Origin of the sequence: Streptomyces sp. NBC_00669 (assembly GCF_036226785.1) — a bacterium.
Classification (GTDB): Bacteria; Actinomycetota; Actinomycetes; order Streptomycetales; family Streptomycetaceae; genus Actinacidiphila.
This window is the reverse complement of the sequence record NZ_CP109018.1, coordinates 7,743,014-7,767,042: the sequence shown is the minus strand read 5'-3', so window position 1 is coordinate 7,767,042 and position 24,029 is coordinate 7,743,014. Positions and strand designations below refer to the sequence as shown.

Below are 24,029 nucleotides of genomic sequence, written 5' to 3'. Positions count from 1 at the left end.
TCCCGGCGGGAGTGACCTCCGTCGCTCCGGACGGCGTGCGGCACCGAGGGGGATTGTCTGACCGCCGCCCTGCGGTTAACGTGCTGTGGACACGGGTGCTGTCAACAGGCCCGATGCGACCGACACGACCGGCCGGGACACCCGACGCCGGCGGCACCGCGAGAGCGAGGGGACGGGCATGGACGCACATCGACGCGACCTCGCGCTCTGCCCCCGCGGCTTCGCCCAGACCCGGGTGGTCCGGCGGCACGTCGATCTGCTCCGGGTCTGCAGCGCGCTGTGTCCGGGAACGCTCGCGGTCCGCTGACCGCTGCCGGCACTGGGAAAACCGCTGTCCGAACGCTGGTTGAAAGCTGCCGGCTGACATCCGCTGATCGCTGGGGCGAGGCAACGCCGCCCGCCTGAGCGTGGACCCGCGGGACCCGCGGAACCGCCGTCCGTCCGCGTACGGCGCCCCTCCCCCGCATCCGGGTCGGCCCGGCCGACGTACGGCCCTGCCCGCCCCACCCCGAACTCCCTTCCACTGCACCGCGGATGACGTGGCGTCCGTGATCGACGCGCGGTCGGACCGCGTGCGCCGTCTTCCTTCGCGGCGGGCGCCTTCCCCGAGTTCCTTCCCGACTTTCCCTGACTTTCCCCGACTTCCCTCGACTTCAGCCGACTTCCTCCCCTCCCTCCCGGTGGCCCGCTGCGGCAGACCGGCCCCCGCGCGGGGCCGTCGCGTCCGCACGCGCCGTCGCCGCGGTCCCCGACGAGACGGGAACACCGACGATGCCCCAGCACGACACCTCAGGTCCGGCCACGGCCGCGCCCGATCATCCCCCGCCCGTAACCGACAGTTCCGCTCGGGCACTTGGGCCCCGGCCCCTGGACACCCGCCCGGACGACCGGGAGTTGCTCGCCGCACGGCTGGTGCCGCTGCGCCGCCCGGGGCAGTGGATCTCCGCGGCCGTGCTGCTCGTCCTGTTCGCGATGCTCGTGCACACCCTGGTGACCAACCCCCGCTTCCAATGGCACGTGGTCGGCCACTACTTCCTGAGCGGCTCGATCCTGCACGGGCTCGAACTCACCTTGTGGCTCACCGGCGCGGTGATGGCCAGCGGCTACCTGCTCGGCGTCGGCGTCGCCGCGATGCGGCTGTCGCGCAACCCGGTGCTGCGCACCCTGAGTTTCGGCTACGTCTGGCTGGTGCGCTCGGTCCCGCCGCTGGTGCAACTGCTCTTCTGGTACGAACTGGCCTCGCTCTACCCGCGGTTGTCGGTGGGGGTGCCGTTCGGACCGGAGTTCGCGGACGTGAAGACCGCGCACCTGTTCAGCGGCATCCTGGCCGCGTACGTCGGGCTCACCCTCGACGTGGCCGCGCTCTCCGCGGAGATCGTCAGGGGCGGCATCCTGTCGGTCGACCCCGGACAGCGCGAGGCCGCACGGGCGTTGGGGCTGGGCGAGGGACGGATCTTCCGCCGGATCGTGCTGCCGCAGGCCATGCCCGCGATCATCCCGGCCTCCGGCAACCTGCTGATCGGCATGCTCAAGGCGACCTCGATCGTCAGCGTCATCGCCGTACAGGACCTGCTCTACTCCAGCCAGTTGATCTACAACCAGAACTTCCTGATCATGCCGCTGCTGCTGGTCGCCACCATCTGGTACATCATCCTGACCACGCTGCTGTCGATCGGGCAGTTCTACGTCGAGCGCCACTACGCCCGCGGCAACAACCGGTCCGGCGGCAGGCCGCCGCGCGGCTTCTGGCAGGTGGCCCGCGCCAACATCCCGCTGTTCGGCCCGGCCAAGTCCCCCGTGGTGGGGCTGTCATGAGCGACGACGAGCGGCCCCTGGTGCGCGTCCGGGGCCTGCGCAAGAGCTACGGCGCGAACGTCGTGCTGGACGGCGTCGACCTCGACGTGCGCGAGGGCGAGGTGACCGTCCTGCTCGGCCCGTCCGGCTCCGGCAAGTCCACGCTGCTGCGCTGCGTGAACCACCTGGAGAAGCCGGACGCCGGCTTCGTGGAGATCGGCGGCGACCTCGTCGGCTACCGGCACGACGGCGGGCGGCTGCACGAACTGCGGGCCCGGGCGATCACCCGGCAGCGGGCCGATGTCGGCATGGTCTTCCAGCAGTTCAACCTCTTCCCACACCTGACGGTGCTCGACAACATCACCGAGGCGCCGGTCGCGGTGCGCGGCGTGCCGAGGAAGCAGGCCGCCGCACGGGCCCGTGAACTGCTCGAACGGGTCGGCCTGGCCGGCCGGGAGGACTCGTATCCCCGGCAGATGTCCGGCGGCCAGCAGCAGCGGGTGGCGATCGCCCGCGCCCTGGCCATGGAGCCGCGGCTGCTGCTCTTCGACGAGCCGACCAGCGCGCTCGACCCCGAACTCGTCGGCGAGGTCCTCGCGGTGATCCAGGACCTGGCGCTCAGCGGCATGACGATGATCGTCGTCACGCACGAGATCGGCTTCGCCCGGAAGGTCGCCGACACGGTGGTCTTCCTCGACGGCGGAAGGATCATCGAGTCCGGCGCCCCCGCGGACGTGCTGAGCGATCCGCGCCACGAACGGGCCCGGTCCTTCCTGGCCGCGGTGCTCTGAACCGGCGCCCGCGGGTGCGCGCTCCCGCTCCGGCTCCCCCTGGTCCCCCTGGTCCCCCGCAGCTCCCCCTTGTGAAAGGCACTCCCGTGACCACCGAACGCCGTTCCCACCGCCGCGCCCCGAGACTCGCCGTCGCCACTGTCGCCGCCGGCGCCGGGCTGGCCCTGCTCGTCGCCTGCGGCGGTTCCTCCGACGACTCCTCTTCCGGCGCGCCGGCCGCCACGGGTGCCGGAGCCGCCGCCAAGCCGAACGCGGGCGGCGCGGGTTCGACCGCCATCCCCACCCAGGACGTGGTGTCCGCGATCACCGCCGACCCGAAACTGAAGGCGGAACTGCCCGCCAAGATCCGCAGCAGCGGCACCCTCACGCTGGGCACCACCCGGCAGCCCGGCGTGCAGGGCCTGCCGCACGCCGGCGAGCAGAACGGCACCCCCGTCGGCCTCGACGTGGACCTGCGCAACGCCGTCGCCAAGGTACTCGGCGTCAAGTGGGACGTGCAGTACGGCACCTTCCCCACCGTCATCCCCGGCGTGCAGAACGGCCGTTACGATGTCGGCCAGGACAACTTCGGCGCCACCAAGGCCCGCGAGCAGGTGGTCGACTTCGCCTCGTACCTCGACGACGGGCAGGCGTTCCTCGGCTCCCGGAACGTCTCCGTCGACTCCGTCAAGAAGCTCACCGACCTGTGCGGCCTGACCATCGCCACCTCCCCCGGCTCGACGTTCCAGCAGATCCTCACCGACGGCGCCGGCGACTGCGCCAAGATCGGCAAGAAGCCCTACAAGGTGCAGTACTTCGCCGACTCCGCCCCGATCTTCCTCGGGCTGTCCAACGGCAAGGTCGACGTCATGTTCGGCCCGACGCTGGGCCTGAAGTACGACGCGACCCGCATCCCGGGCACCAAGTTCCTCGGCGAGATCAGCACCACCACGGTCGGCTTCGTCACCGCGAAGAAGTCGCCGCTGGCCCCGGCGCTGCGCGACGCGGTCAACAAGCTGATCGCCGACGGCGACTACGCAAAAATCTTCGCCAAGTGGGGGGTGCCCGGCACCGGGATCAGCACCTCCCAGCTCAACCCGGCCACCACCTTCTGACGCCGGGCTCCGCGGCCCTCCCGGCTCAGCGGCTGACGCCGTTCCACGCCGGGAGGGCCGCGCCGCGCGCGCCCGGGCGCGCGGCGAACAGGCCGCCGTCGGGGCCGCCCGCGGTGATCAGCAAGGTGGCGAGGTCCGGCCCGGCGAAGGCCACGCCGGCGGCGTACGCAGCGGGGACCCGGACGGTGGCCAGGTGCCGTGCGGCCGGCGAGTAGCAGCGCACCTCGCCCGCGCCCCACACCGCCAGCCACAGATTGCCGTCGCGGTCCGCGCACAGGCCGTCCGGCAGACCGCCGTCGACCGCGAGGAAGTCGCGGCGCTCGCCGGCCCGGCCGTCCGCAGGGTCGTATCCGCGTACCCGGACCAGGCCGGCGCCGGTGTCCACGCTGTACATCAGCCGTCCGTCGGGCGACCAGGCCAGCCCGTTGGAGCAGGTCAGGTCGGTGTCGAGGACGGCGGGCCGCCCGTCGCCGGCGAGCCGGACCAGGACGTCCCGGCCGCGGCGGCCGTCGAGCGCGGTGCTGCCGACCAGGAACCGCCCCGCCGGGTCGCAGCCGCCGTCGTTCAGCCGCCCGGGCGTGCCGTGCGGCAGCACGCGGGCCCCGGCCCGGCGGGTCCCGTCCGGGCGGAGGACGGTCACGCCGTACCGGCCGGCGACGAGCAGGCCGCCGTCGGCGGCGCAGGCCACCGCGCCGGCCGGTCCCGGGAGGCGGTGCCGCCGGACGACCTCCACCCGGTCGGGCCGCAGCCGCCCCTCGTGGACCTGGCCGGCCTCGATGTCGACCCAGAGCAGCCGTTCGCGAGGGCCGTCCCAGACCGGGCCCTCGGCGAGCCGGAAGCCGCCGGTCAGCACCGGGTGGGCGTCGTACGTCAGCACCGCGTCACCGCACGGCCCCGACCGCGGACCTCACGGCGGCGCCGGCGGCCGGCGCGTTCCCGGCCGGCCGCGCGTGCTCACGCATCGGCGCACACCGAGCGGTGCCGGCCGAGGCCGTCGATCTCCATCTCCATCACGTCGCCCGCGGACAGGTACGGGAAGCGGCCGGAGAGCGCGACGCCCTCGGGCGTACCGGTGTTGAGCAGGTCGCCGGGCTCCAGGACGAGGTACTGGGACAGGTGGCGGATGATCTCCGCGACGCCGAAGATCATGTCGGCGGTCGAGGAGTCCTGCCGGGGCTCGCCGTTGACCCACGAACGCAGCCGCAGCGCCTGCGGGTCGGGCACCTCGTCGGCGGTCAGCAGCCACGGGCCGAGCGGGTTGAACGTCTCGCAGCTCTTGCCCTTGGACCACTGGCCGCCGGGGGTCTCCAGCTGGAAGGCCCGCTCGGAGACGTCGTTGCCGACCGCGTACCCGGCGACGTACGCCAGCGGGTCGTCGTCCTCGGCGAGGTAGCGGGCGCGGCGGCGGCCGATCACCACGGTCAGCTCCACCTCCCAGTCGGTCTTCTTCGAGCCGCGCGGGATCAGTACGGTGTCCTGCGGACCGACCACGGTGTTGGGGCTCTTGTGGAAGAGGATCGGCTCGGTGGGCGGTTCGGCCCCCGACTCGCGGGCGTGGGCGGCGTAGTTCTGGCCGATGCACAGCACCGCGCCGGGCCGGGCCACGGGGGCGCCGGTGCGCTGCCCGGCGACGTCGGCCGCGGACAGCTCGGGCAGCCGGCCGGCGGCCAGCTCCTCCCGGGCCCGCGCGACGCCGTCGGTCGCGAAGAAGGCGGGGTCGAGGTCGGCGGTGAGGCCGGACAGGTCGTACGTCCGGCCGTCGGCGGTGCCGAGGACGGGGCGCTCGCCACCGGGCGGCCCCAGGCGCATCAGGCGCATAGGTGTTCTCTCTCTTCGTGTGTACGGGTGCGGGTGCGGGAGTTCGGGGTTCCGGGTTCGGGTCGCGCGGGTGCGCCTGCGGGCCGCGAGGGCGCCGCGGCTCGTCAAGAGCAGGCGGGCCGTGCCGAGTTGACAACGACCCTCGCCCACGACGCTGACCGCGCGGCTACTCGACCCTCTCCAGGGCGTCGCGGCCCACCTGGTGCAGCAACTCCCGCCCTCCCAGGTGGCGTTCGATCTCCGCCACGGTGCTGTCGCCCAGCGCCTGGCGGCCCTCGACCGTGGCGGCGGCCTGATGAGGCGTCAGGAGCACGTTGGGCAGGGCGCGCAACGGGTGCTCGGCGGGCAGCGGTTCGGCGTCGTAGACGTCGAGCGCGGCGTCGATCCGGCCGGTGCGCAGCTCGGCCAGCAGCGCGGCCTCGTCGACCAGCCACGACCTGGCGGTGTTGACCAGTCCGGCGCCGTCCGGGAGCAGGGCCAGCTCCCTCGGGCCCAGCAGGTGCCGGGTCTCGGCGAGCGCGGGCGCGTGCACCGCGGTGATCCGGCTGGTGGCCAGCACCTCGTCGAGTCCGGCGACCCGGACGCCGAGCGCGTCGGCGTCCTCGGGGCCGAGGTAGGGGTCGGCCACGGTCACCTCGGCGCCCAGTGCCCGGACCAGGGCGATGTAGGCGCGTCCGGTGCGGGAGGCACCGATCACGCCGATCGGGCAGCCGAGGATCTGGTGGCGCTCGGGCGCCGCCTCGGCCCGCTCCCAGGGCACTCCGCCGCGCAGCGCGTGGTCGAAGCGGTGGATGCGGTGCAGCAGCGCGAGGGTGAAGGCGAGGGCCACCTCGGCGACCGGGCGGGCCATCGCGGCACCCGCCTGGGTGACGCGGACCCCCCGGTCGAAGACGGCCTGGGTCGCGTACGGGCTGACCGCGCCGCCGGTGTGCGCCAGGAGCGCCAACCGCGGTGCGCCGGAGAGGAGTTCGGCATCGAGTCGGGCGGTTCCCCAGCCGGTGACGAGGATGTCGGCGTCGGCCAGCGCGGCGGCCAGCGCGGTCCGGTCGGCGGGCCGGTCGAGCAGCACCGGGTCGGCCAGGCGGGTCAGCCGCTGCCAGGCGTCCGCGGTGAACAGCTGCTCGCGCAGCGCGGGCGGCATCGCCACCACGGCGACGGGACGCGGCCCGCTGTCAGCGGAGCCAGTCATCACGGTGCTCCGCCACGAACGCGTCGTCGGTCAGCCACGGATAGGCCGCCGCGACCCGGGCGATCTCCTCGGCCTGCCGGGGCGAGAGCCGCTCGGCGGGGTCGAGGCACCAGGTGCCGGCCAGCAGGCCCTGGCGGCGCAGCACTTCGTGCACGCCGGGGATGCAGCCGCGGAACGCGTTGCGCACGTCGAAGACCGCCGCGTTGGCCTCGCTCAACTGCGGTGCCCTGCGCAGCAGGTCGGTCATCAGCTGCTGGTCGCCCGCGCGTGCCGCGCGTACCTGCGCCAGCATCCCGACCGCGCTGGAGGTCCACACGGCCCACTGGCCGAGCAGCCCGCCGGCGAACCAGCGCAGGTCGCCGCCGGAGGTGCGGTAGGGGGTGAGCAGGTCGGTGAGGATCGCGTCGTCGTTTCCGGTGTAGAGGGCGACGTCGCCGGCGCGGTCGCTGGCGGCGACGGCGGCGATCACCTCGGCGGTCCGGTACCGGTCGAAGGGCGCGGCCTTGATCGCCACCACCGACGGGATGTCGGCGAACGCCCGCCAGAAGTCGGCGGACAGGTAGCGTCCCCCGACGGCCTCCTGGAGATAGAAGCCGACGACGGGCAGCACCTCGCCGACCGCGCGGGCCCGGTCCAGCAGCCCGGTCTCGTCGGCGCCGGGCACCGCGGGGCTCAACAGCACCGCGTCGTAACCGAGTTCGGCGGCGAGTTCGGCCTCGGCGACGGCCTGCGCGGTGTAGCCGCAGGCGCCGGCGACCTTCACCACGGGCCGGCCGGCCTCCTTGTCGGCGGTCTCGGCGGCGAGTTCGAGCACCGGGCGGAGCAGCCCGACGGCGGCGTCCCTGATCTCGAACTGCGTGGTGTGCACGCCGACCGCGATCCCGCCGGCGCCCGACGCCAGGTAGTAGCGGGTCAGCGCGCGCTGGCGCCGCTCGTCCAGCCGGCGCTCGGCGTCGAGGGCGAGCGGGTGGGCCGGTATGACGGTCCCGGCGGCGAGCAGGTCGAGCGGGCTCGCCGCTTCGCCCGGGGCGCCGTCTGGGGAGAGGCCCGCCGGAACGGTGGCGGTCTCGTGGTTGCGGGAGGACACGGTGGGTCAGAACCTTCCGTCGCGGACGTGGAACTTGGTGGGCCGGCCCGACAGCGGCAGCCCGCGCCGAATCCACTCGGCCTGCCAGCCGACCAGCGTGCGCAGCGGGACCGGCGGATAGCCGAACAGCGCGTGGCAGCGGCTCGCGTCGGACAGCAGTGCCGTGCCGGATTCCTGACCCGTCGTCAAGGATGCCTGTTCCAGGGACGGTTCGGCGGACGTGACCGAACCCGCGGTGGCGCCGGTCCGGCCGAACTCCTCGCCGAACAGCTGGGCGAGCCGCCGCACCGAGGCGGTCTCCGGCCCGGTGAGGTTGACGGTGAACGCCTCCGCGTCGGCGTGCAGCAGCGCGCGCAGGGCCACTTCGTTGGCGTACCCCTGCCAGACCACGTTGGCGTGGCCGGTGGTGACGTCCACCGGTTCGCCGGCGTGCACGGCCGAGGCGATGTCGGCGAGCACCCCGTAGCGCAGGTCGATCGCGTAGTTGAGCCGCAGGAGCGCGACGCGGGTGCCGTGTTCGGCCGCGTGGTAGCCGAAGACCCGTTCGCGGCCGAGGCAGGACATGGCGTACTCGCCGACCGGGCCGACCGGGTCCGTCTCGGTGGAGCCGGCCGAGGCAGTGTCGACCAGCGGGTAGACGTTGCCGGTGGAGAACGCGGAGATCCGCGCGTCGCGGTACCGGCGCGCGATCCGGTCCGGCAGCGCCGCGTTGACCGCCCAGGCGTGGGCGGGGTTGCCCGCGGAGCCGAACTTGGCGCCGACCATGAAGACCGCGTTGCCGGCGTCGGGCAGCCCGGCCGGGTCACCGTCGAGCAGGTCGAAGGCGACCGGGTGGACCCCCTCGGCGGCGAGCGCGTCGGCCGCCGCCCGGTCCGACCAGCGGGAGACGGCGTGCACGGCGACGTCGGTGCGGCCGGCCGCGTCCAGCGCCCGGCGGGCGAGCCGGCACAGGCTGGGGCCCATCTTGCCGCCCGCGCCGAGCACGACCAGGTCGCCGTCGAGACGGGCGACGTCGGCCACCAGGGCGGGCGAAGGGGTGGCGAGCAGGTCTTCGAGCTGCTGCTCGCCGGCGGGGAAGTCGGCCAGGCCGGGGCGTACGGACGCGAGCGCCGCGGGCGTGGGCGTGGACGGGGAGCTGTGGGGCATGAGCGTGGTCATCCTTTGACGGCCGAACCGGTGACGCCCTCGGTGAAGTACCGCTGGCCCGCCAGGTAGGCGGCGAAGATGGGGACGAAGGCGATCACCGAACCGGCGAGCACCTGGCTGAGCGGCACCTGCTGCTGTTGCAGCGACGCGATGCCGACGGTGAGGGTGCGCATGCCGCTGCTCTGGCCCATGATCAGCGGCCACAGGAAGTCGTTCCAGTGCCACAGGAAGACGAAGGTGCCGAGGGTGGCGAGGATCGGCTTGAGCAGCGGCAGCACGATGCTGACGAAGATCCGCAGTTCGCTGCAGCCGTCCAGCCGGGCCGCCTCGAACATCTCGTCCGGGAGGTCCTTGATGAACTGCCGCATCAGGAACACCGCCTGGGCGTTGGCGAGGGTCGGGATGATCAGGCCCCAGTAGGTGTCCACGCCGCCGAGCTTCGCCATCATGATGAAGGTCGGGATCATGGTGACGTGGTACGGGACCATGACCATGGACAGGAAGGACCAGAACATCGCCTCCCTGCCGCGGAACCGCTTCTTCGCGAAGGCGTAGCCGGCCAGCGCGGCCAGCACCAGCACGCCGACCACCGACACCAGCGAGTAGATCAGGGTGTTGAGCAGCCAGCGCGGCACGTCCTGGGCGTCGAGCACGGCGCTGTAGGAGGACCCGCTGAGGTGCCAGGGCAGGAGGCTGCCCGGGAGCGAGACCGCGGCGCCGGGCTTCAGCGACAGCACGAGCATCGCGTAGAAGGGGAAGACCGTCACCACGGCCGCCACCGCGAGCAGCACACCGCGGACGATCTGCCCGCCCGGGCTGGGCCGCAGCGCCCTGGGGATGGTGTCGCGCTCGCGGGGCTCGCGGGTGCGACCGGAGCGGCGCGTCCGACTGCCGCGCGCGGCACGGTCGTCGGCGGCGGCCGGGTCGAATACTCCGGGGCCCGGGTGGGAGCCCGCGCCCGCCTCGGCGGCCTGGGCGGTCGTGTTCGCCATGGTCACTTCTCCTTTCCGAGCACCAGTCGCTGCACGAGCGCCACGACCACGGTCATCACGAACAGCACGCAGCCGATCGCGCTGGCGTAGCCGAGGTCGCTGTATTTGAAGCCGGCGTCGTAGAGCTGGTACACGAGGCTGTAGCTGGCGTTGGCCGGGCCGCCGCCGGTCATCACGTAGATGGCGTCGAAGATCTGGAAGCTGTTGGTGGTCTCGATGACCGCCAGGAAGAAGAAGGCCGGCTTCAGCTGCGGGGCCACGATGTAGCGGAACCGCTGGAAGGGCCCCGCGCCGTCCATCAGCGCGGCCTCCTCCAACTCCCTTGGGACGTCCTGGAGTCGGGCGAGCAGGATGAGCATGCCGTAGCCGCAGCGCGACCAGATGCCGACCAGGGCGATCGCCGGCAGCACCAGGGCCGAGTCGGTGAGCCAGGACTGGTCCGGCAGGCCGAGCCAGCCCATGATGTCCGACCAGGGGCCCTTGGTGGAGAAGATCCAGATGAAGACGGTGGACGCCAGGATCAGGCTGGTGACCACCGGCAGGAAGAAGATCGACCGGAAGAGCCGGGAGCCGCGGAAGGCCCGCCGGGTGAGCAGCGCCAGCCCCAGCGAGGCGAGGATGGTGAACGGCACCGCCATCACGCTGTAGACGACGGTGACCCGCAGCGAGGACCAGAACAGCGGGTCGTGCATCATCCGCTGGAAGTTCTGCAGTCCGGTGAAGTGGGTGCTGTCGCCGATGGTGTAGTCGGTGAAGCCGAGCACCAGCCCGGCGATGCCCGGTCCGAACCGGAAGACCAGGAAGAGCAGGAAGCAGGGCAGCACGAACAGCAGCCCGATCCGGGCCTCCCGGCGCGCGTGTGGTCCGCGTCGGTTCTTCTGCGGGCGGGTGGTACGTTCCGCGACTGCGGCCACGGGACCTCCTTCGGGAGCGACGGGTGCTGCCGGACCTCGCCGGCTGGTGGGACGGTCGATCAGAACGTGCGGGCGGTCAGAACGTGCGGGCGATCGGCACATGCGGGCCGTCAGAACGTGCGGGCGGTCAGCGCCGACCGGCGACGACCGCCCACGCGCGGTCAGCGCTTGCGGGCGATCAGCTGGTCCGCGGCCTGGGCCGCGTCGTCGAGCGCCTTCTTCGGGCTGGTCTTGCCGAGCAGCGCGGCCTGGATCTGCGGGGCGAGCAGGCCCATCACGTCACGCGCGGACTTGTTGAGCGGGCCGACGTCGGTGCTGCTCAGCACCTTCTCGGTCGCCTCCTGCAGCTTGTCGCCGGGGTAGAGCGCGGTCGCGTCGGTGCGCGGCGAGAAGTACCCGCCCGGCTTCTGCAGGCCCGCGGTGTTCTTCGGCTGCGACACGTACGAGATCCACTTGCCGGAGAGCTTCTGGTTGGCGCCCTTGAAGACCGCGAGGGTGCCGACGGTGCCGTACGCCACCGACTTGGTGCTGCTCAGCGCCGGGCCGACCTCGATGTTCTCCTTGCCCCAGAACGGCTCGACCTCGGCCGCGGTGTTCTGCCAGGTGCAGGCGACCTTGTTCTTGGCGAGGTCGGTCTGCTCGATCTGCGGGGTGGTGGTGACCAGGTCCTTGGGCGTCCAGCCGTTGTCCACGAAGGTCTTCAGCCAGGTGAGCGCCTTGACGCCGGCCGGGCTGTTGAAGGTGGCCTTCTTGCCGTCGGCGGAGAAGACGTCGCCGCCGGCCTGCCACAGCAGCGGGTAGAAGGTCATGTTGAGGGTGGCGGTGGTGTCGCCGCTGTAGCTGGTCGCGTAGAAGCCCTTGGCCTTCAGCTTGGGCGCGAGCGCGGCGAGCTGGTCCCAGGTGGTCGGGTAGGAGGTCTCGCCGATCGCGTCGAAGACCTTCTTGTCGCACAGCAGCGGGTAGCTGGACATCAGCACGGGGGCGGCGAGCGGCTGGCCGTCCACGGTGACCGCCTTCAGCGCGGCCGGGCGGTAGGCCGCCTTGTCCGCGGCCGGCATCCACTTGTCGGCCGGGATCAGGTTGCGCTGGTACGCGGAGAGCTGGTCGGGGATCAGGTACGCCACGTCGGGGCCCTTGCCGGCCGCGAGAGCGGTGGCCAGCGCGGTGTCCCGGTTGGCCCACGGGTAGGTGGAGACCTTCACGGTCACCCCGGGGTTCTCCTTCTCGAACCCCTTGACCAGGCCGTCCCAGTAGGCGGAGTTGGCCTTCGGGTCGTTGATCACCGGGTACACCCAGGTGTTGATGGTCTTCTTCGAGCTGGACCCGGAACCGGTGCTGGAACCGCAGCCGGCCACGGCGGTGGCGGCAAGGGCGGCGGCGACGGCGAGGGCGGCGGTGTTACGGCGTCTCACGGTGGTTCTCGCTTTCCGGAGCGTGGTGCGTGGCGGTGGTCGGTGGTACGGGCGCGGGTGGGGCCGCGTTGCCGTGCGGGCGAAGCGTGCGGGTGGTGCGGGGTGCTGCTGGTGGTGCGGGGTGCTGCTGGTGGTGCGGGGTGCGGGTGCTGCTGGTGGCGCCGGGTGCGGGCACGGCCGGGGTGCGGCGTGCGGTCGGTCAGCGGGGCGGCACCGTCTCGACCGTGCCCTGGTGCCGGGACCGCTCGGCCGCGAAGGCCGCGAGGTGGCTGCCGAGGGACTCGACCGGGCCGGAGCGGATGTGGGAGCGGTCGCCGGTGGCGAGCGCGGTGACGAACGACTCGACCAGCACCGAGTCGCCGCCGCCGTGGCCGTCGGCGGCGTTGGAGCCGCTCGCGCCGACCTCGTGCACCTGGGTGGTGTCGTCGCGGAAGTCGTGCACGGTGACCCGCTCGCCGTCGCCGCGCAGCCAGCCGTGGCTGCCGAAGATCCGGGTCTGGCGGTGGGTCTGCTCGGTGAACGCGGTCATGGTGAAGACCGCGGTGGCGCCGCCGGACAGCTGCATGGCGACCACCTGGTTGTCGACCACGTCGTTGTCCGCGCGGTACACGCACCGTCCGTACGGGCCGGTGCGCAGCGCCTCGGTGAGGACCGCCTCGTCCTGCGGGCCGGTGGCGTGCGCGGTCACGTGGTCGATCGGCCAGGCGGCGCCGGTGGTGCGCAGCGCCGGGTAGTACAGCTTGGGCGCGGAGTACGGGCAGCTCGGCTCGACCGGGCAGTCCAGGCAGTTGGCGGCGGCGCCCGCCGGGGCGTTCTCCGGGCGGAAGTGGGCGAGCGAGCCGAAGCTCGCCACGGTCTCGATCCGGCGGCCGGTGACGTAGGCGATCCAGTCCAGGTCGTGGCTGGACTTGGCGAGGATCATCGGTGAGGAGTGGTCCTCGCGGCGCCACGGGCCGCGGACGTAGCTGTGCGCGTAGTGCCACCAGCCGACCGGTTCCAGGTGGTCGAGTCCGGTGACGGTGCCGAGGACGCCGCTGTCCACCACGCTCTTCACCAGGTCGGTGTAGGGGGTGTAGCGCATCACGTGGCAGACGGCGAAGGGCACGCCGGCCGCCTCGACGCCTTCCACGATGGTGCGGCACTCGGCCTCCGTGGGGGCGAGCGGCTTCTCGGTCATCACGCCGTACCCGGCCCGGGCCAGGGCGAGCACCGGTTCGGCGTGCTCGCGGTCCTGGGTGGCCACGATCACGCCGTCGGCCAGCGGTCCGCCGTTCGCCTCGGTGGCGGCGAGCAGTTCCCGCCAGTCGCCGTACCCGGTCGCCGTCGGCACCAGCGCGCGTGCCTCGGGCCGGGGGTCGGCGACGGCGACGATCCGGGCGCGCTCGGGGTGGTCGCGAATCCATGCGGCGTAGGTCAGCCCGCGGTTGCCGGCGCCCACGAGGGCGATCCGCACCGGGCGCCCCTCGATCGGGGTGCCGGCGGTGCTGGTCTGGTCGGTGGCCATGGTCTCTCTCTCACGGTGGGCGCGAAGGGTCGGCGGGACGGATCAGCGGGAAGGTTCGGCGGGACGGATCAGCGGGACGGATCGGCGGGACGGATCGGCGGCAAGGGGCCGCGGAACACAAGTGGCTTGCGCGGTACCGGTGTTGGTCAACGGCGTTGCCCGGATGCCGCGTTGGGCGGCGGTCGGGCCGGGGCCGGCCGGGCTCGTGACGGGCCCGGCCGGCGCTCTCAGATCAGCAGGTTCCCGGCGGTGTGCCGCACCCGGTCGCCCTCGGCGGGCATCTTGGTGCGGGTCACGCCGTCCTCGGTGCAGCCGGTGTGCAGCAGGTGGCTGTCCCCGGTGAAGGCGGCCGGGTCGAGTTCGATACGGCCGCCGGAGAAGGCCGAGCCGCCCGCGCGGTAGTGGTTGACGCCGTCGGTGATCAGCAGGTGCGCGGTCTTCTGGTCCGCGGCGCGGGAGTCGACGCCGTCGAGCTGCCAGCTGACGGTGCGGTCCGCGCCGCTGCGGGCGAGGAAGGCCGCCGAGCTGTTGCCGCCGCCGAAGCGGGCGCCGCCGTCGATCCACAGCCGCTGGTCCTTCGCGGACTTCAGCACCAGGCCGGTGTCGGTGAAGGTGCCGCCGTGCACCGCGGTGTCGGCGTGCGCGACGGTGCTGGGGCCGGCGTCCGCGCCGGTTCCGGTGAACGTGCAGTGGTCGAGGACGAGGTCGCCGGTGCCGTTGAACTGCGCGCCGTCCAGGTCCTTCAGGGTGACCCGCAGCAGGTGCACGTCGGAGCTGACGGTGGCCGCGGTGACCTCGGACGCCTTGCCTTGGGTGAAGGCCGAGTCGGCGATCACGGTGGGGCGCTTCGACTTGGCGGAGGACTGGGAGATCACCAGCGGGCCGGAGGCGACGCAGCCGCGCAGCTGGGTGCCGTCGGAGTTCACCCAGATCATCCCCGAGTTCGGCTGGGCGTTGCCGATGACCAGCATGTCCTCCAGCGTCAGGTCGGTGATGTTGGTCCTGGCCACGAACCACGAGCAGGCGTGCTTGCGGACGGTGATCCGCTTGGCCGCGCCGCCCCAGGCCGCACCGGAGTTGGCGAAGGTCATCAGCCCGGAGTTGCCGGTGTAGGTGAGGTCGTGCTCGAACTGGCCGTGGGTGACGAAGGGGCCCTGGTCGTCGCCGTCGCCGTGACAGTTGGTGACGTAGCCGTAGGCGGAGGCCGTCCAGTCGTTGAGGTGCCGGGCGTTGGCGACGTGGCAGTCCTCGACGTGGCCGTACAGGCAGTAGATCTGCTGGGTGAGGTAGCCGGCGCCGCCGTAGGTGACCGAGGCCGGGTTCTTCAACTGGCACTCGGAGGTGCGGAAGTACGTACACCAGCGGCGGATGATCACCGGCCAGAAGGTGCCGGTGGCGTCGATGCCGGAGACGTCGCAGGAGACGGCGTACTCGTAGGCGAGCGGGTGTGAGCCGGTCTCGGTGTCGTCGTCGGCGACGTCCGGCACGCCCTCGAAGACCATGTTGCGCACGTGGACGCGCTCGACCGGCTCGACCCGGGTCCAGGTGAAGGTGCGCCCGGCGGCCAGCTCCCAGCCGATCTTGTAGTTGACGCGGATGTGCGTGCCGTCCACGATCTCGGTGACCTGGACGAGCTTCTGCACCTCCTTCTCGTACAGCCCGGTGCCGGCGGCCGCGTCGATCTCCACGCTCCACCACTGGCCGACGGTGAAGGACTTGCTCGACGGCACCTCGAAGATGTCGGCGAGGTCGGGCATCGCGGCGGACAGCTGGGACTTGACGGTGGTGCTGGTCACCTTGCCGAGGAAGTACAGCACCGCGCCGAACGGGTTGTTGTACGCGTTCTTCTCGATCCCGGTGGTGGTGACCTTGTTGCCACCGAAGTCGAGTTCGAGCCGGGAGCGGGTGAAGGTGTGGCGCTTGGTGAAGTTGAGGTCGGTGTGCGCCTCGATCCGGTACACGGCCGGGTCGCCGACCATGGCGTCCAGCGCGGCGTCGGCCGGGGTGGAGGCGTCGAAGACGCCGAACTGGCGGAAGTCCAGCAGGCCGTCGTGGACCATGCGCCAGCGGCCCTTGCCGGTCTGGCCGGCCGGGCGCAGCACGGTGCCGCCGTTGGGCGCGGTGGTCGCGGTCGCGTCCCAGCGGGCGACCAGGCCGCCGCCGTCGCCGGGTGCGCGATAGCCGGAGACCAGCGCGACCGTGCCGTTCGCGAGCGACCTGGTGTCGAGCGCGAGCAGCCGGGCGACGGAGTCGGCGGTGAGCGGCGCGGCCGGGTGGCCGGCCGGCTTCGCGGCACCGGAGCCGGAACCGGCCGCGGACGCGGTGCCGGTGCCGGCGGCGACCGCCGTGGTGGTGGCCGCGAGCAGCAGCCCGCCGATACCGCCGGCCCGCAGCAGCCTGCGGCGGGAGGTGTCGGTACGGCTCTGCTCGGGGCTCGACTCGGGGCTCTGGTCGGTGGTGGAACCCGGCACGGGGCCAGGGGGAACGTTCACGATGTGCCTCAGCCTTCGATGGGCCTGGGGTGAGGACGAAACCGTGACGCTTGCCGGATGTGCGGATGGCGGTGCGGACCGGTGCGGGAAAAGCGCAGACCAGGGGCAGGGTGCTTGCGCGGCACCGTCCGACGGGGCGAGACGCTAGCCCGCCGCCGGTGAATCGGTCAAGACCCCGCGGTGGCCGTTGTGCGGCCGCCGGACGTCGCCGGGGTGTTGCCGTGCCCCAGGCTCTGACTGATCCGATCGGCGAAGTCCCTTACCTGGAGGCCGAGTTCGCGGAACCGCCAGCCGGGCAGATCGAGCTTGAGGCCGGTGATGCTGATCGCGCCGACGCACCGGTCCCGGTGGTCGCGGACCACGCTGCCGATGCAGAAGATCCCGTCGGCGTCCTCCTCGTCGTCCAGCGCGTAGCCGGTGGCGCGGACGTCGGACAGGTGGGCGAAGAGCGTCGCCTCGTCGGTGATGGTGCGCGAGGTGCGGCGGGGCAGCCCGGTGCGGGCGACGAGTTCCCTGGCCTCCTGCTCGGGCAGCGCGGCCAGCAGCGCCTTGCCGATCCCGGTGCAGTGCGGCAGTTCGCGGGCGCCCATCCGCAGGTCGAGCCGCAGGCCGCCGCCGGCGTCGACCTGGTCGACGATCACCGCCTGGCCCTCCTGCGGCACCGCGACCCGCGAGGCCATGCCGGTGGCGGCGGTCAGCTCGCGCAGCAGCGGGCGGGCCACGTCCCGCAGCGAGATCTGCGCCTGCGCCCGGTCGCCGAGCCGGGCCAGCGACATCCCCAGCCGGTAGCGGCGGTTCATCCCCTCGCCCTCGTCGGCCACCAGGCCGTAGTGCCGCAGGGTCTGCAGCAGGCCGAAGGCGGCGCTCTTCGAGACACCGCTGCGCTGGGCGACCTCGGTCACGCTGAGTCCCGCTCCGGGTCCTCCGGCGGCGAGTACCTCCAGCAGCTCCGCGGCCCTCGCCACGGTCTTCACCAGGTATTTCGGCTCGGCCCCCGCCGCGCGGCCCCGCTCGTCATCCGCGCCGCGCTCAACACTGTTCTGCATAGCAAAACAGGTTACCACCGGACCCCCCTTGACCGAGGGTTAAACCGGATCTAAGATCAGCCCACTGTTCGGATATTCAGAACAGTGTTCTTGAAAATCGTTCCTTCAGTGCAGCGAACGAATCCTGCGACGACTTGCCGGGCGGATGGCGTCCTGCGGTCCCGGCCGGGCAGGGCCGGGACCGTCACCCACAGCATCGACGCGAGGAGCACCACATGACGCTCGCCGAGCGGGCCCGCCGGGTGATACCGGGCGGTGTCAACAGCGGCCAGCGCAGCATTCCCGGCCTCACCGACCTGGTGATCGCCCGCACCGCGGGGTCCCGGTTCTGGGACAGCGACGGCAGGGAATTCACCGACTACCACGCCGCGTTCGGGCCGCCGCTGCTCGGCCACAACGACCCGGACGTGGCCGCCGCGGTCGCGGACGCGTCCGGCCGGCTCGGTCTCACCGGGGTGGCGGTCACCGAGGCCGAGGTGGTCCTCGCGGAGCAACTGGCCGAACTGATCCCGTCGATCGAGCAGGTGCTGCTCACCAGCACCGGCAGCGAGGCGACCTTCCACGCGCTGCGGGTGGCCCGCGCGGCCACCGGGCGCCGCCTGGTGGTGAAGTTCCAGGGCTGCTACCACGGTTGGCACGACGCGGTCAGCCTCAACGTCATCTCGGCCCCGGACCGGGTCGGCCGGCACGACCCGACCTCCACCGGCATCCTGCCCGAAGTCCTCGACGCCACCCTGGTGCTGCGCTTCAACGACGTCGCCGCCGTCCGCCAGGCGTTCGCCGAGCACGGCACCGACATCGCCGCGGTGATCGTGGAGCCCATCCCGCACAACGTGGGCGCGCTGCTGCCCACCGAGGAGTTCCTGCGCACGCTGCGCGAGGAGTGCACCGCGGCCGGCAGCGTGCTGGTCTTCGACGAGGTGATCACCGGCTTCCGGCACGCCCTCGGCGGCTACCAGGCGATCTCCGGCATCACCCCGGACCTGACCACCCTCGGCAAGGCCATCGCCAACGGCGCCCCGATCGGCGCGCTCGGCGGCCGCGCCGACCTGATGGAGCAGTTCAGCAGCCGTCCCGGCGGCCCGGTGTTCTTCGCCGGCACCTACAACGGCCACCCGCTGCCGGTCGCCGCCGCCCTGGCCACCATCGGCAAGCTGCGCGAACAGCCGGTGCACGAGCACGTCTTCCGGCTCGGCGATCGGGTGCGCACCGAACTCACCGCGCTCTACCAGCGGATCGGCGTGCCCGCCGTGGTGACCGGCTACGGCTCGGTCTTCGTCAGCTACTTCATGCCCGGCCCGGCGCCGCTCAGCTACGACGACCTGCTCGCCAACGACACCGCGCTCTTCGTCGGCTACCGCCGCCACCTCATCGAGCACGGCGTCTTCGAGCTGCCGCTGAACCTCAAGCGCAGCCACCTGTCCTACGCGCACACCGACGCCGACGTGGACCGCCTGCTGGAGGCGACCGAGGCGGCCGTCACCCGCACCCTGGCCGAGGGCGGCCCCAGCGACCTCGCGCACGTCTCCACCATGGGCGGCGCCGGCACCGCGACGGGGGCCCGCTGATGCTGACCGTGAACACCACCCGGCCGGCCGGCCCGGCGGGCCGGATCAGCAAGGTCGAGACGCTGCAACTCGGCACCGCCTGGCGCGACTTCGGCTACGTCCGGATTCACACCGACCAGGGCCTGACCGGCGTCGGCGAGATCACCCACCCCTACCGGGTGGACGAGACCTGCCGGCTCACCGAGGCGATGGGCCACCGGCACCTGCTGGGCGCCGACCCGTTCGACGTCGAAGAGCTCTGGCTGCGCATGTACCAGGGCGACTTCCTGCGCGGCGGCGACATCGGCGGCGTCGTCGTCTCCGGCGTGGACCAGGCGCTGTACGACCTGATGGGCAAGGCGCTGGGCGTGCCCGCCTACCGGCTCACCGGCGGCGCCACCCGCGACCGGGTCCGGGTCTACGCCAACGGCTGGTACACCGGCGAGCGCGAGCCGGCCGAGTTCGCCGCCAAGGCGAAGGAGACCGTCGCCAAGGGCTTCACCGCGCTGAAGTTCGACCCGTTCGGCGCGGGCCTGCACGAGCTGGAACGCAGCGAGCTGCGCCGCTCGCTGGCGCTGGTCGCCGCGGTGCGCGAGGCGGTCGGCCCCGAGGTGGACCTCTTCGTCGAGGGGCACGCCCGGTTCGCGATGGCCACCGCACGGCGGCTGGTGCACGAGCTGGCGCCGTACGACATCGGCTGGTTCGAGGAGCCGCTGCCGTGGACGCACATCGAGCGCTACGCCGAGTTGCGGCAGATCGCGGCCTTCCCGATCTCCGGCGGCGAGCACTTCCACAACCGCTACGAGTACAAGCAGCTCTTCGCGACCAACGCCGTGGACATCGTGCAGCCCGACCTGTCGATGGCCGGCGGCTTCACCGAACTGCGGAAGATCGCCGCGCAGGCCGACGCGCACGGCATGCTGGTCGCCCCGCACAACTCCAACTCGCCGCTGTGCACCACCGCTTCGGTGCACGCCACGCTCGGGATCAGCAACCTCAAGATCCTGGAGACCTTCGACGGGCTGCTCGAACCGTATGTCTTCGAGGCGGTCCGCGGCGCGCTCCCGATCACCGACGGCCACATCGAGCTGCCGACCGCACCCGGGCTCGGCATCGAGCTGGTCGACGAGGTCTTCGCGGAGCACCCGCCCACCCACCGCTTCTGGAACATGTTCGCGGACGGCTGGGAGAAGAGGAACCGCACATGATCGTCGACGTGCACTCCCATCTCTTCCGGCACAGCCACGACTTCGACGACGCCTTCCGCGCCGAGTCCGCCCGTGCGCACGCCGGCGAGGTGGACCTCACCGTCCGGTACGAGGACTACGCGGCGAGCGCGCCGGAGAACACCCGCACCGTGGTGGTCGGCGGCAAGGCCCGCCGCAGCGGGCTGTGGGTGGAGGACGCGGCCGTCGCCGCCTACGTCGCGCACCACCCCGACCGGCTGATCGGCTACCTCTCGCTCGACCCGACCCAGCCCGGCTGGCAGGACGAACTGCGCTACGGACATGAGGAGTTGGGGCTGCGCGGCATCAAACTGATGCCGATGTACGCCGGGTTCGACCCCGCCGACGAGGCGTACGAACCGCTCTACGCCTACGCCGAGCGGCACGGCCTGCCGCTGCTGGTGCACACCGGCACCACCTTCGTCTCCCAGGCGCCGCTGGAGTACGCCATGCCGCGGCACCTGGACTGGGTGGCCATGCGCCACCCGGAGCTGCGGATGGTGCTGGCCCACCTCAGCCACCCTTTCGAGGGCGAGTGCATCGCGGTGATCCGCAAGCACCGGCACGTCTACGCCGACATCAGCGCGCTGCACTACCGGCCGTTCCAGCTGTGGCACAGCCTGCGCCTGGTGCAGGACTACGGCGTGTGGGACAAGCTGCTGTTCGGCAGCGACTACCCCTTCACCACGGTGAACGACTCGGTGGAAGGGCTGCGCCGGATCGCCCGCATCCCCGGCATCCCGGGTCTGGACCCGCTGGACCAGGACGCCGTGGAGGCGCTGATCCACCGCCCGTCGCTGGACCTGCTCGGGCTGGGGCAGTCGTGACCTCCGCCGGCGGCCCCGCCGCGGCGCGCTTCGACCTGACCGGTCGCACCGCGCTGGTCACCGGGGCCGCCCGCGGCCTGGGCCGGGCCTTCGCGGTGGCGCTGGCCGAGGCCGGCGCCGACCTGGTCCTCACCGACCTGCCCGGCGCCGAAGGGCTGGCCGAGACCGCCGCGCTGGTCCGCGCGGCGGGGCGCGGCGCGCTCGTCGTCGAGCAGGACCTGTCCGACACCGCGGCGCTGCACGACTTCGCCGACCGGGTGCGCGCGCAGGCCGGACCGATCCGCATCCTGGTCAACAACGCCGGCACCGCGGCCCTGGAGCGGTTCAACGAGATCACCCCGGACAGCTGGTACCGCGTGATGCGGGTCAACCTCGACGCGGTGTTCTTCCTGACCCAGCGCGTCGCCGAGCACATGGTCGCCGACGGCCTGCCCGGCCGGATCGTCAACATCACCTCCAAGAACGCGCTGGTCGCCGAGGCCGGGCTGGCGCACTACAACGCCTCCAAGGCAGCGGTGGACCTGCTCACCCAGACCCTCGCGGTCGAGCTGGCCCCGCACGGCATCACCGTCAACAGCCTCGCCCCCGGCATGGTGGACACCCCGATCGACGGCGAATTCCCGTTCGACCGCGAGGCGTTCGAGGCGGCGTACCGTCAGCGCATCCCGCTGGGCCGCTACGCGCGGCCCGAGGAGTGCACCGGCGCGCTGCTGCTGCTCGCCGGCGACGACGGCGCCTACCTGACCGGCACCCGGATCGTGGTGGACGGCGGGGTCCTGGCCGACCAGATGCCGCGCACCGCGTTCATGCCCCCGTACCGCACGTCGCTCGGCCCCCAGCGGAAGGACGGCACCACTCCATGACCACCACCCGCAGACACCTGCTCCGTTCCGGCGGTATCGGTGCGGCCGCCGTCGCGGCCGGCGCGCTGACCACCGTTCCGGCGCAGGCGGCCGCACCCGCCGGCAGCGCCAAGGGCACCGGCGACGACGGGAAGAGCGGCGCCAAGGGCGGCGGCACGACGGGGCGGCCCGCCACCACCGCCGCCACCGTCGCCGACCTGCTCGCCACCCCGTCGAAGTCGCTGCGGGACGGGACGGTGACGGTGGTCGCCGGCTACCGCGCCCCCGGCGACGGCGGCGGCATGACCGTACGGTGGGACGCCGGCAGCACCCTCGCGCCCAACGGCGGCACCGTGCTGCGCCCGAACGACCGTCCCGCGCACGGCCGTTGGCGCCGACTGCACGACGGGGTGCTGGACTTCCGCGGCTTCGGCCTGTTCGACGCCTCCGCCCCGGCCGACGACGCGCTCGACGCCATGGTCGACGACCCGTCAGTGCACCGGGTGGAGGCCCACACCGACCTGCTCTTCCAGCGCCGCCACACCTACCACCGCTCCCGGCTCGCGCTGGACTTCGGCGGCCACACCGTCCACACCGGCGGCATCGAGCGCAACACCCACGACAACCCCTTCGGCGCCGTGCTGTTCTTCCAGGGCACCGTCACCGGCGACACCGTCAGCCACGCGCTGTCCGCCGAGGTCATCGAACTCACCGACGCCTTCCCGGTGCCGGACTCCGGCGCCTTCAAGGTCGGCCAGTGGTGGGCGGTGCAGAGCGACGAGGTGGCCGGCGGCGGCAGCGACGAGCGCGAGCTGCAGAAGATGGTCGAGGTCACCGAGATCATCGACGGCACCCACATCCGCGTCGACTACCTCAACGGCTGGCCGCTGGCGGCCGGCCGCAAGCTGACCTGGCGCCGGGTCGAACCGGTGGTCGGCGTCCGGGTGGACCACCTCGTCTTCCTCGGCGCCGGCCAGGACACCGGCGCGGTCGACGACGAGTACACCGGATCGCACCCGGTGGCGTACGAGTACGCGGTGGACTGCGACGTCTCCGGCATCCAGGCCACCGGCACGTTCTGGCCGGTCATCATGCGGCGCTGGTGCACCCGATACCGCACGATCCAGTGCGGGCTGAAGAACCCGCCCACCGTGATGTACGGCGGCGCCGGCTACCTCACCCAGCAGATCTACTGCCTGTACGGCCACGTCGCGGACTGCACCACCAGCAACGTCCGCCACCTCAACGACCTGACCGCGTCGGCCTACTGCCAGGTCGTCAACTGCCACGGCGACGGCGACGACGAGGGCGGCAACCCCTTCACCACCCACGGGCAGTACGAGCACGACCTGCTCTTCGACGGCAACTCCGGCCTGATGGACATCGCCAACTCCGGTGCCCAGTGGGGCGATTCCGCCAAGCGGATCACCGTGCGCAACCACGTCTGCTCCTGGTTCACCGCCAACACCAAGATCACCGACCTGACGCTGGAGAACGTCAAGGTCATCGCCCGGCCGACCTTCGACCCGGCCGGCACCCTGGTGATCAACGCCGACGGCGCCCAACTGCGCGGCTGCACCGCCTCCTTCTTCGCCGTCGCCCAGCAGTCGGCGCGCTCCACCCGGCCGACCACCGTCACCGACTGCACCTTCGACCTGCCGAAGGCGTCCGTACTCGTGCAGACCCCGGTCACCGCGCCGGTGCACTTCGTCCGCACCACGTTCACCGGGCTCGACGGCAACGTGCTGCGCGGCAGCGGCCCGGTCCACTTCACCGACTGCCGGCTGGTCGGCAGCCCCAAGGCGGCGCCGCTCGCGGTCGGGGCGTCCGAGGTCACCGTGGACGGCGGCAGCCTCACCGACACCGGCATCGCGCTGAGCGCCGTGCGCGACCAGCGGATCAGCGTCGGCGGCGGCACCGCCCTGTCCGGGACCAACACCGCCAAGGCGCTGCTCTCCCGCGACGCCGGAACGGGTGCCACCGTCACCTGGGACTTGGCCGACCTGCGCAGCAGCGCGGCCGACGCGGACACCGCGCATGTGCGCGTCGCGGACGGCCACAACCGCTACACGGCGGTCGGCGCCCGGCTCACCGGGGGCCAACTCGCGCTGGCGGCGGACGCGTTCGCCGACACGTCGTCGCTCCTGCACACCGCGTGCACCGAGGACGGTGTCGACCGGAAGGGGCTGCCCGCGGACGGGAAGAGGATCAGCGCGACAACCGGCAACCTCATCCTCTGAGTTCGCGGCGTGCTCGGCGGGTGCTGGGTGCGCGGCGTGCGCCGCGCGAACGAGGCGGTGTGCGCGGC

At 72.5% G+C, this 24,029-nt stretch carries 20 protein-coding genes; 9 read left to right on the top strand and 11 right to left on the bottom strand.

Features of this window, described 5'->3' with window-relative positions; translation table 11 throughout:
• Positions 1 to 178 precede the first annotated feature (178 nt).
• From OG896_RS32815 to OG896_RS32800, 4 genes are all read left to right on the top strand, one after another.
• Positions 179 to 307 carry a hypothetical protein gene (locus OG896_RS32815; RefSeq protein ID WP_329371169.1) on the top strand — a complete coding sequence of 43 codons (129 nt, stop codon included), beginning with the start codon at positions 179 to 181 and terminating at the stop codon, positions 305 to 307.
• Between the two features lie 464 nt (positions 308 to 771).
• On the top strand, positions 772 to 1,815 hold the full coding sequence (locus OG896_RS32810; RefSeq protein ID WP_329371167.1) for an amino acid ABC transporter permease: 1,044 nt from the start codon (positions 772 to 774) through the stop codon (positions 1,813 to 1,815).
• The gene (locus OG896_RS32805) at positions 1,812 to 2,585 is read left to right on the top strand and encodes an amino acid ABC transporter ATP-binding protein (protein ID WP_402451716.1); all 774 of its coding nucleotides are present in this window, start codon (positions 1,812 to 1,814) and stop codon (positions 2,583 to 2,585) included. Before OG896_RS32810 ends, OG896_RS32805 begins: the two co-directional genes overlap by 4 nt.
• Before the next feature lie 86 nt (positions 2,586 to 2,671).
• A complete protein-coding gene (locus OG896_RS32800) occupies positions 2,672 to 3,679 on the top strand; it encodes a transporter substrate-binding domain-containing protein (protein WP_329371165.1) in 1,008 nt (335 codons plus the stop codon).
• Positions 3,680 to 3,704: 25 nt separating this feature from the next.
• Here OG896_RS32800 and OG896_RS32795 read toward each other — a convergent pair whose 3' ends face one another.
• From OG896_RS32795 to OG896_RS32745, 11 genes are all read right to left on the bottom strand, one after another.
• Positions 3,705 to 4,556, bottom strand: a complete 852-nt coding sequence (locus tag OG896_RS32795; RefSeq protein ID WP_329371163.1) for an SMP-30/gluconolactonase/LRE family protein — start codon at positions 4,554 to 4,556, stop codon at positions 3,705 to 3,707.
• A 77-nt stretch (positions 4,557 to 4,633) separates the two neighbouring features.
• Positions 4,634 to 5,497: a fumarylacetoacetate hydrolase family protein gene (locus OG896_RS32790; protein WP_329371161.1), complete on the bottom strand. Its 864-nt coding sequence runs from the start codon at positions 5,495 to 5,497 to the stop codon at positions 4,634 to 4,636.
• A gap of 166 nt (positions 5,498 to 5,663) precedes the next feature.
• A complete protein-coding gene (locus OG896_RS32785) occupies positions 5,664 to 6,686 on the bottom strand; it encodes a hydroxyacid dehydrogenase (RefSeq protein ID WP_329371159.1) in 1,023 nt (340 codons plus the stop codon).
• A complete protein-coding gene (locus OG896_RS32780) occupies positions 6,670 to 7,686 on the bottom strand; it encodes a dihydrodipicolinate synthase family protein (RefSeq protein WP_329374413.1) in 1,017 nt (338 codons plus the stop codon). The genes OG896_RS32785 and OG896_RS32780 overlap by 17 nt, the downstream gene beginning before the upstream one ends.
• Positions 7,687 to 7,779: 93 nt before the next feature.
• Positions 7,780 to 8,919: an NAD-dependent epimerase/dehydratase family protein gene (locus tag OG896_RS32775; protein WP_329371158.1), complete on the bottom strand. Its 1,140-nt coding sequence runs from the start codon at positions 8,917 to 8,919 to the stop codon at positions 7,780 to 7,782.
• Positions 8,920 to 8,927: 8 nt separating this feature from the next.
• Entirely contained in the window at positions 8,928 to 9,911 is a 984-nt protein-coding gene (locus tag OG896_RS32770) for a carbohydrate ABC transporter permease (protein ID WP_329371156.1), read from the bottom strand.
• Between the two features lie 2 nt (positions 9,912 to 9,913).
• Positions 9,914 to 10,825: a carbohydrate ABC transporter permease gene (locus OG896_RS32765; RefSeq protein WP_328462061.1), complete on the bottom strand. Its 912-nt coding sequence runs from the start codon at positions 10,823 to 10,825 to the stop codon at positions 9,914 to 9,916.
• 161 nt (positions 10,826 to 10,986) lie between these two features.
• Positions 10,987 to 12,237 (bottom strand): extracellular solute-binding protein, encoded by a 1,251-nt coding sequence (locus OG896_RS32760; protein ID WP_329371152.1) that lies wholly within the window; start codon positions 12,235 to 12,237, stop codon positions 10,987 to 10,989.
• Between the two features lie 199 nt (positions 12,238 to 12,436).
• Entirely contained in the window at positions 12,437 to 13,741 is a 1,305-nt protein-coding gene (locus tag OG896_RS32755) for a Gfo/Idh/MocA family protein (protein ID WP_329371150.1), read from the bottom strand.
• A gap of 227 nt (positions 13,742 to 13,968) precedes the next feature.
• Positions 13,969 to 15,801, bottom strand: coding sequence for a peptidase C14 (locus OG896_RS32750; RefSeq protein WP_329374411.1), 1,833 nt, complete (start codon positions 15,799 to 15,801; stop codon positions 13,969 to 13,971).
• A gap of 599 nt (positions 15,802 to 16,400) precedes the next feature.
• Positions 16,401 to 17,279: an IclR family transcriptional regulator gene (locus OG896_RS32745; RefSeq protein WP_329371148.1), complete on the bottom strand. Its 879-nt coding sequence runs from the start codon at positions 17,277 to 17,279 to the stop codon at positions 16,401 to 16,403.
• A gap of 215 nt (positions 17,280 to 17,494) precedes the next feature.
• Here OG896_RS32745 and OG896_RS32740 point away from each other — a divergent pair, with 215 nt between their 5' ends.
• From OG896_RS32740 to OG896_RS32720, 5 genes are read left to right on the top strand one after another with little or no spacing between them, the layout of a single operon-like run.
• Positions 17,495 to 18,847: an aspartate aminotransferase family protein gene (locus OG896_RS32740; RefSeq protein WP_329371146.1), complete on the top strand. Its 1,353-nt coding sequence runs from the start codon at positions 17,495 to 17,497 to the stop codon at positions 18,845 to 18,847.
• Entirely contained in the window at positions 18,847 to 20,034 is a 1,188-nt protein-coding gene (locus OG896_RS32735; protein WP_329371144.1) for a mandelate racemase/muconate lactonizing enzyme family protein, read from the top strand. The genes OG896_RS32740 and OG896_RS32735 overlap by 1 nt, the downstream gene beginning before the upstream one ends.
• Positions 20,031 to 20,879, top strand: coding sequence for an amidohydrolase family protein (locus OG896_RS32730; RefSeq protein ID WP_329371143.1), 849 nt, complete (start codon positions 20,031 to 20,033; stop codon positions 20,877 to 20,879). Before OG896_RS32735 ends, OG896_RS32730 begins: the two co-directional genes overlap by 4 nt.
• Positions 20,876 to 21,742, top strand: a complete 867-nt coding sequence (locus OG896_RS32725) for an SDR family NAD(P)-dependent oxidoreductase (RefSeq protein ID WP_329371141.1) — start codon at positions 20,876 to 20,878, stop codon at positions 21,740 to 21,742. The genes OG896_RS32730 and OG896_RS32725 overlap by 4 nt, the downstream gene beginning before the upstream one ends.
• A complete protein-coding gene (locus tag OG896_RS32720; protein ID WP_329371138.1) occupies positions 21,739 to 23,961 on the top strand; it encodes a peptidase C14 in 2,223 nt (740 codons plus the stop codon). Before OG896_RS32725 ends, OG896_RS32720 begins: the two co-directional genes overlap by 4 nt.
• Positions 23,962 to 24,029: the final 68 nt, after the last annotated feature.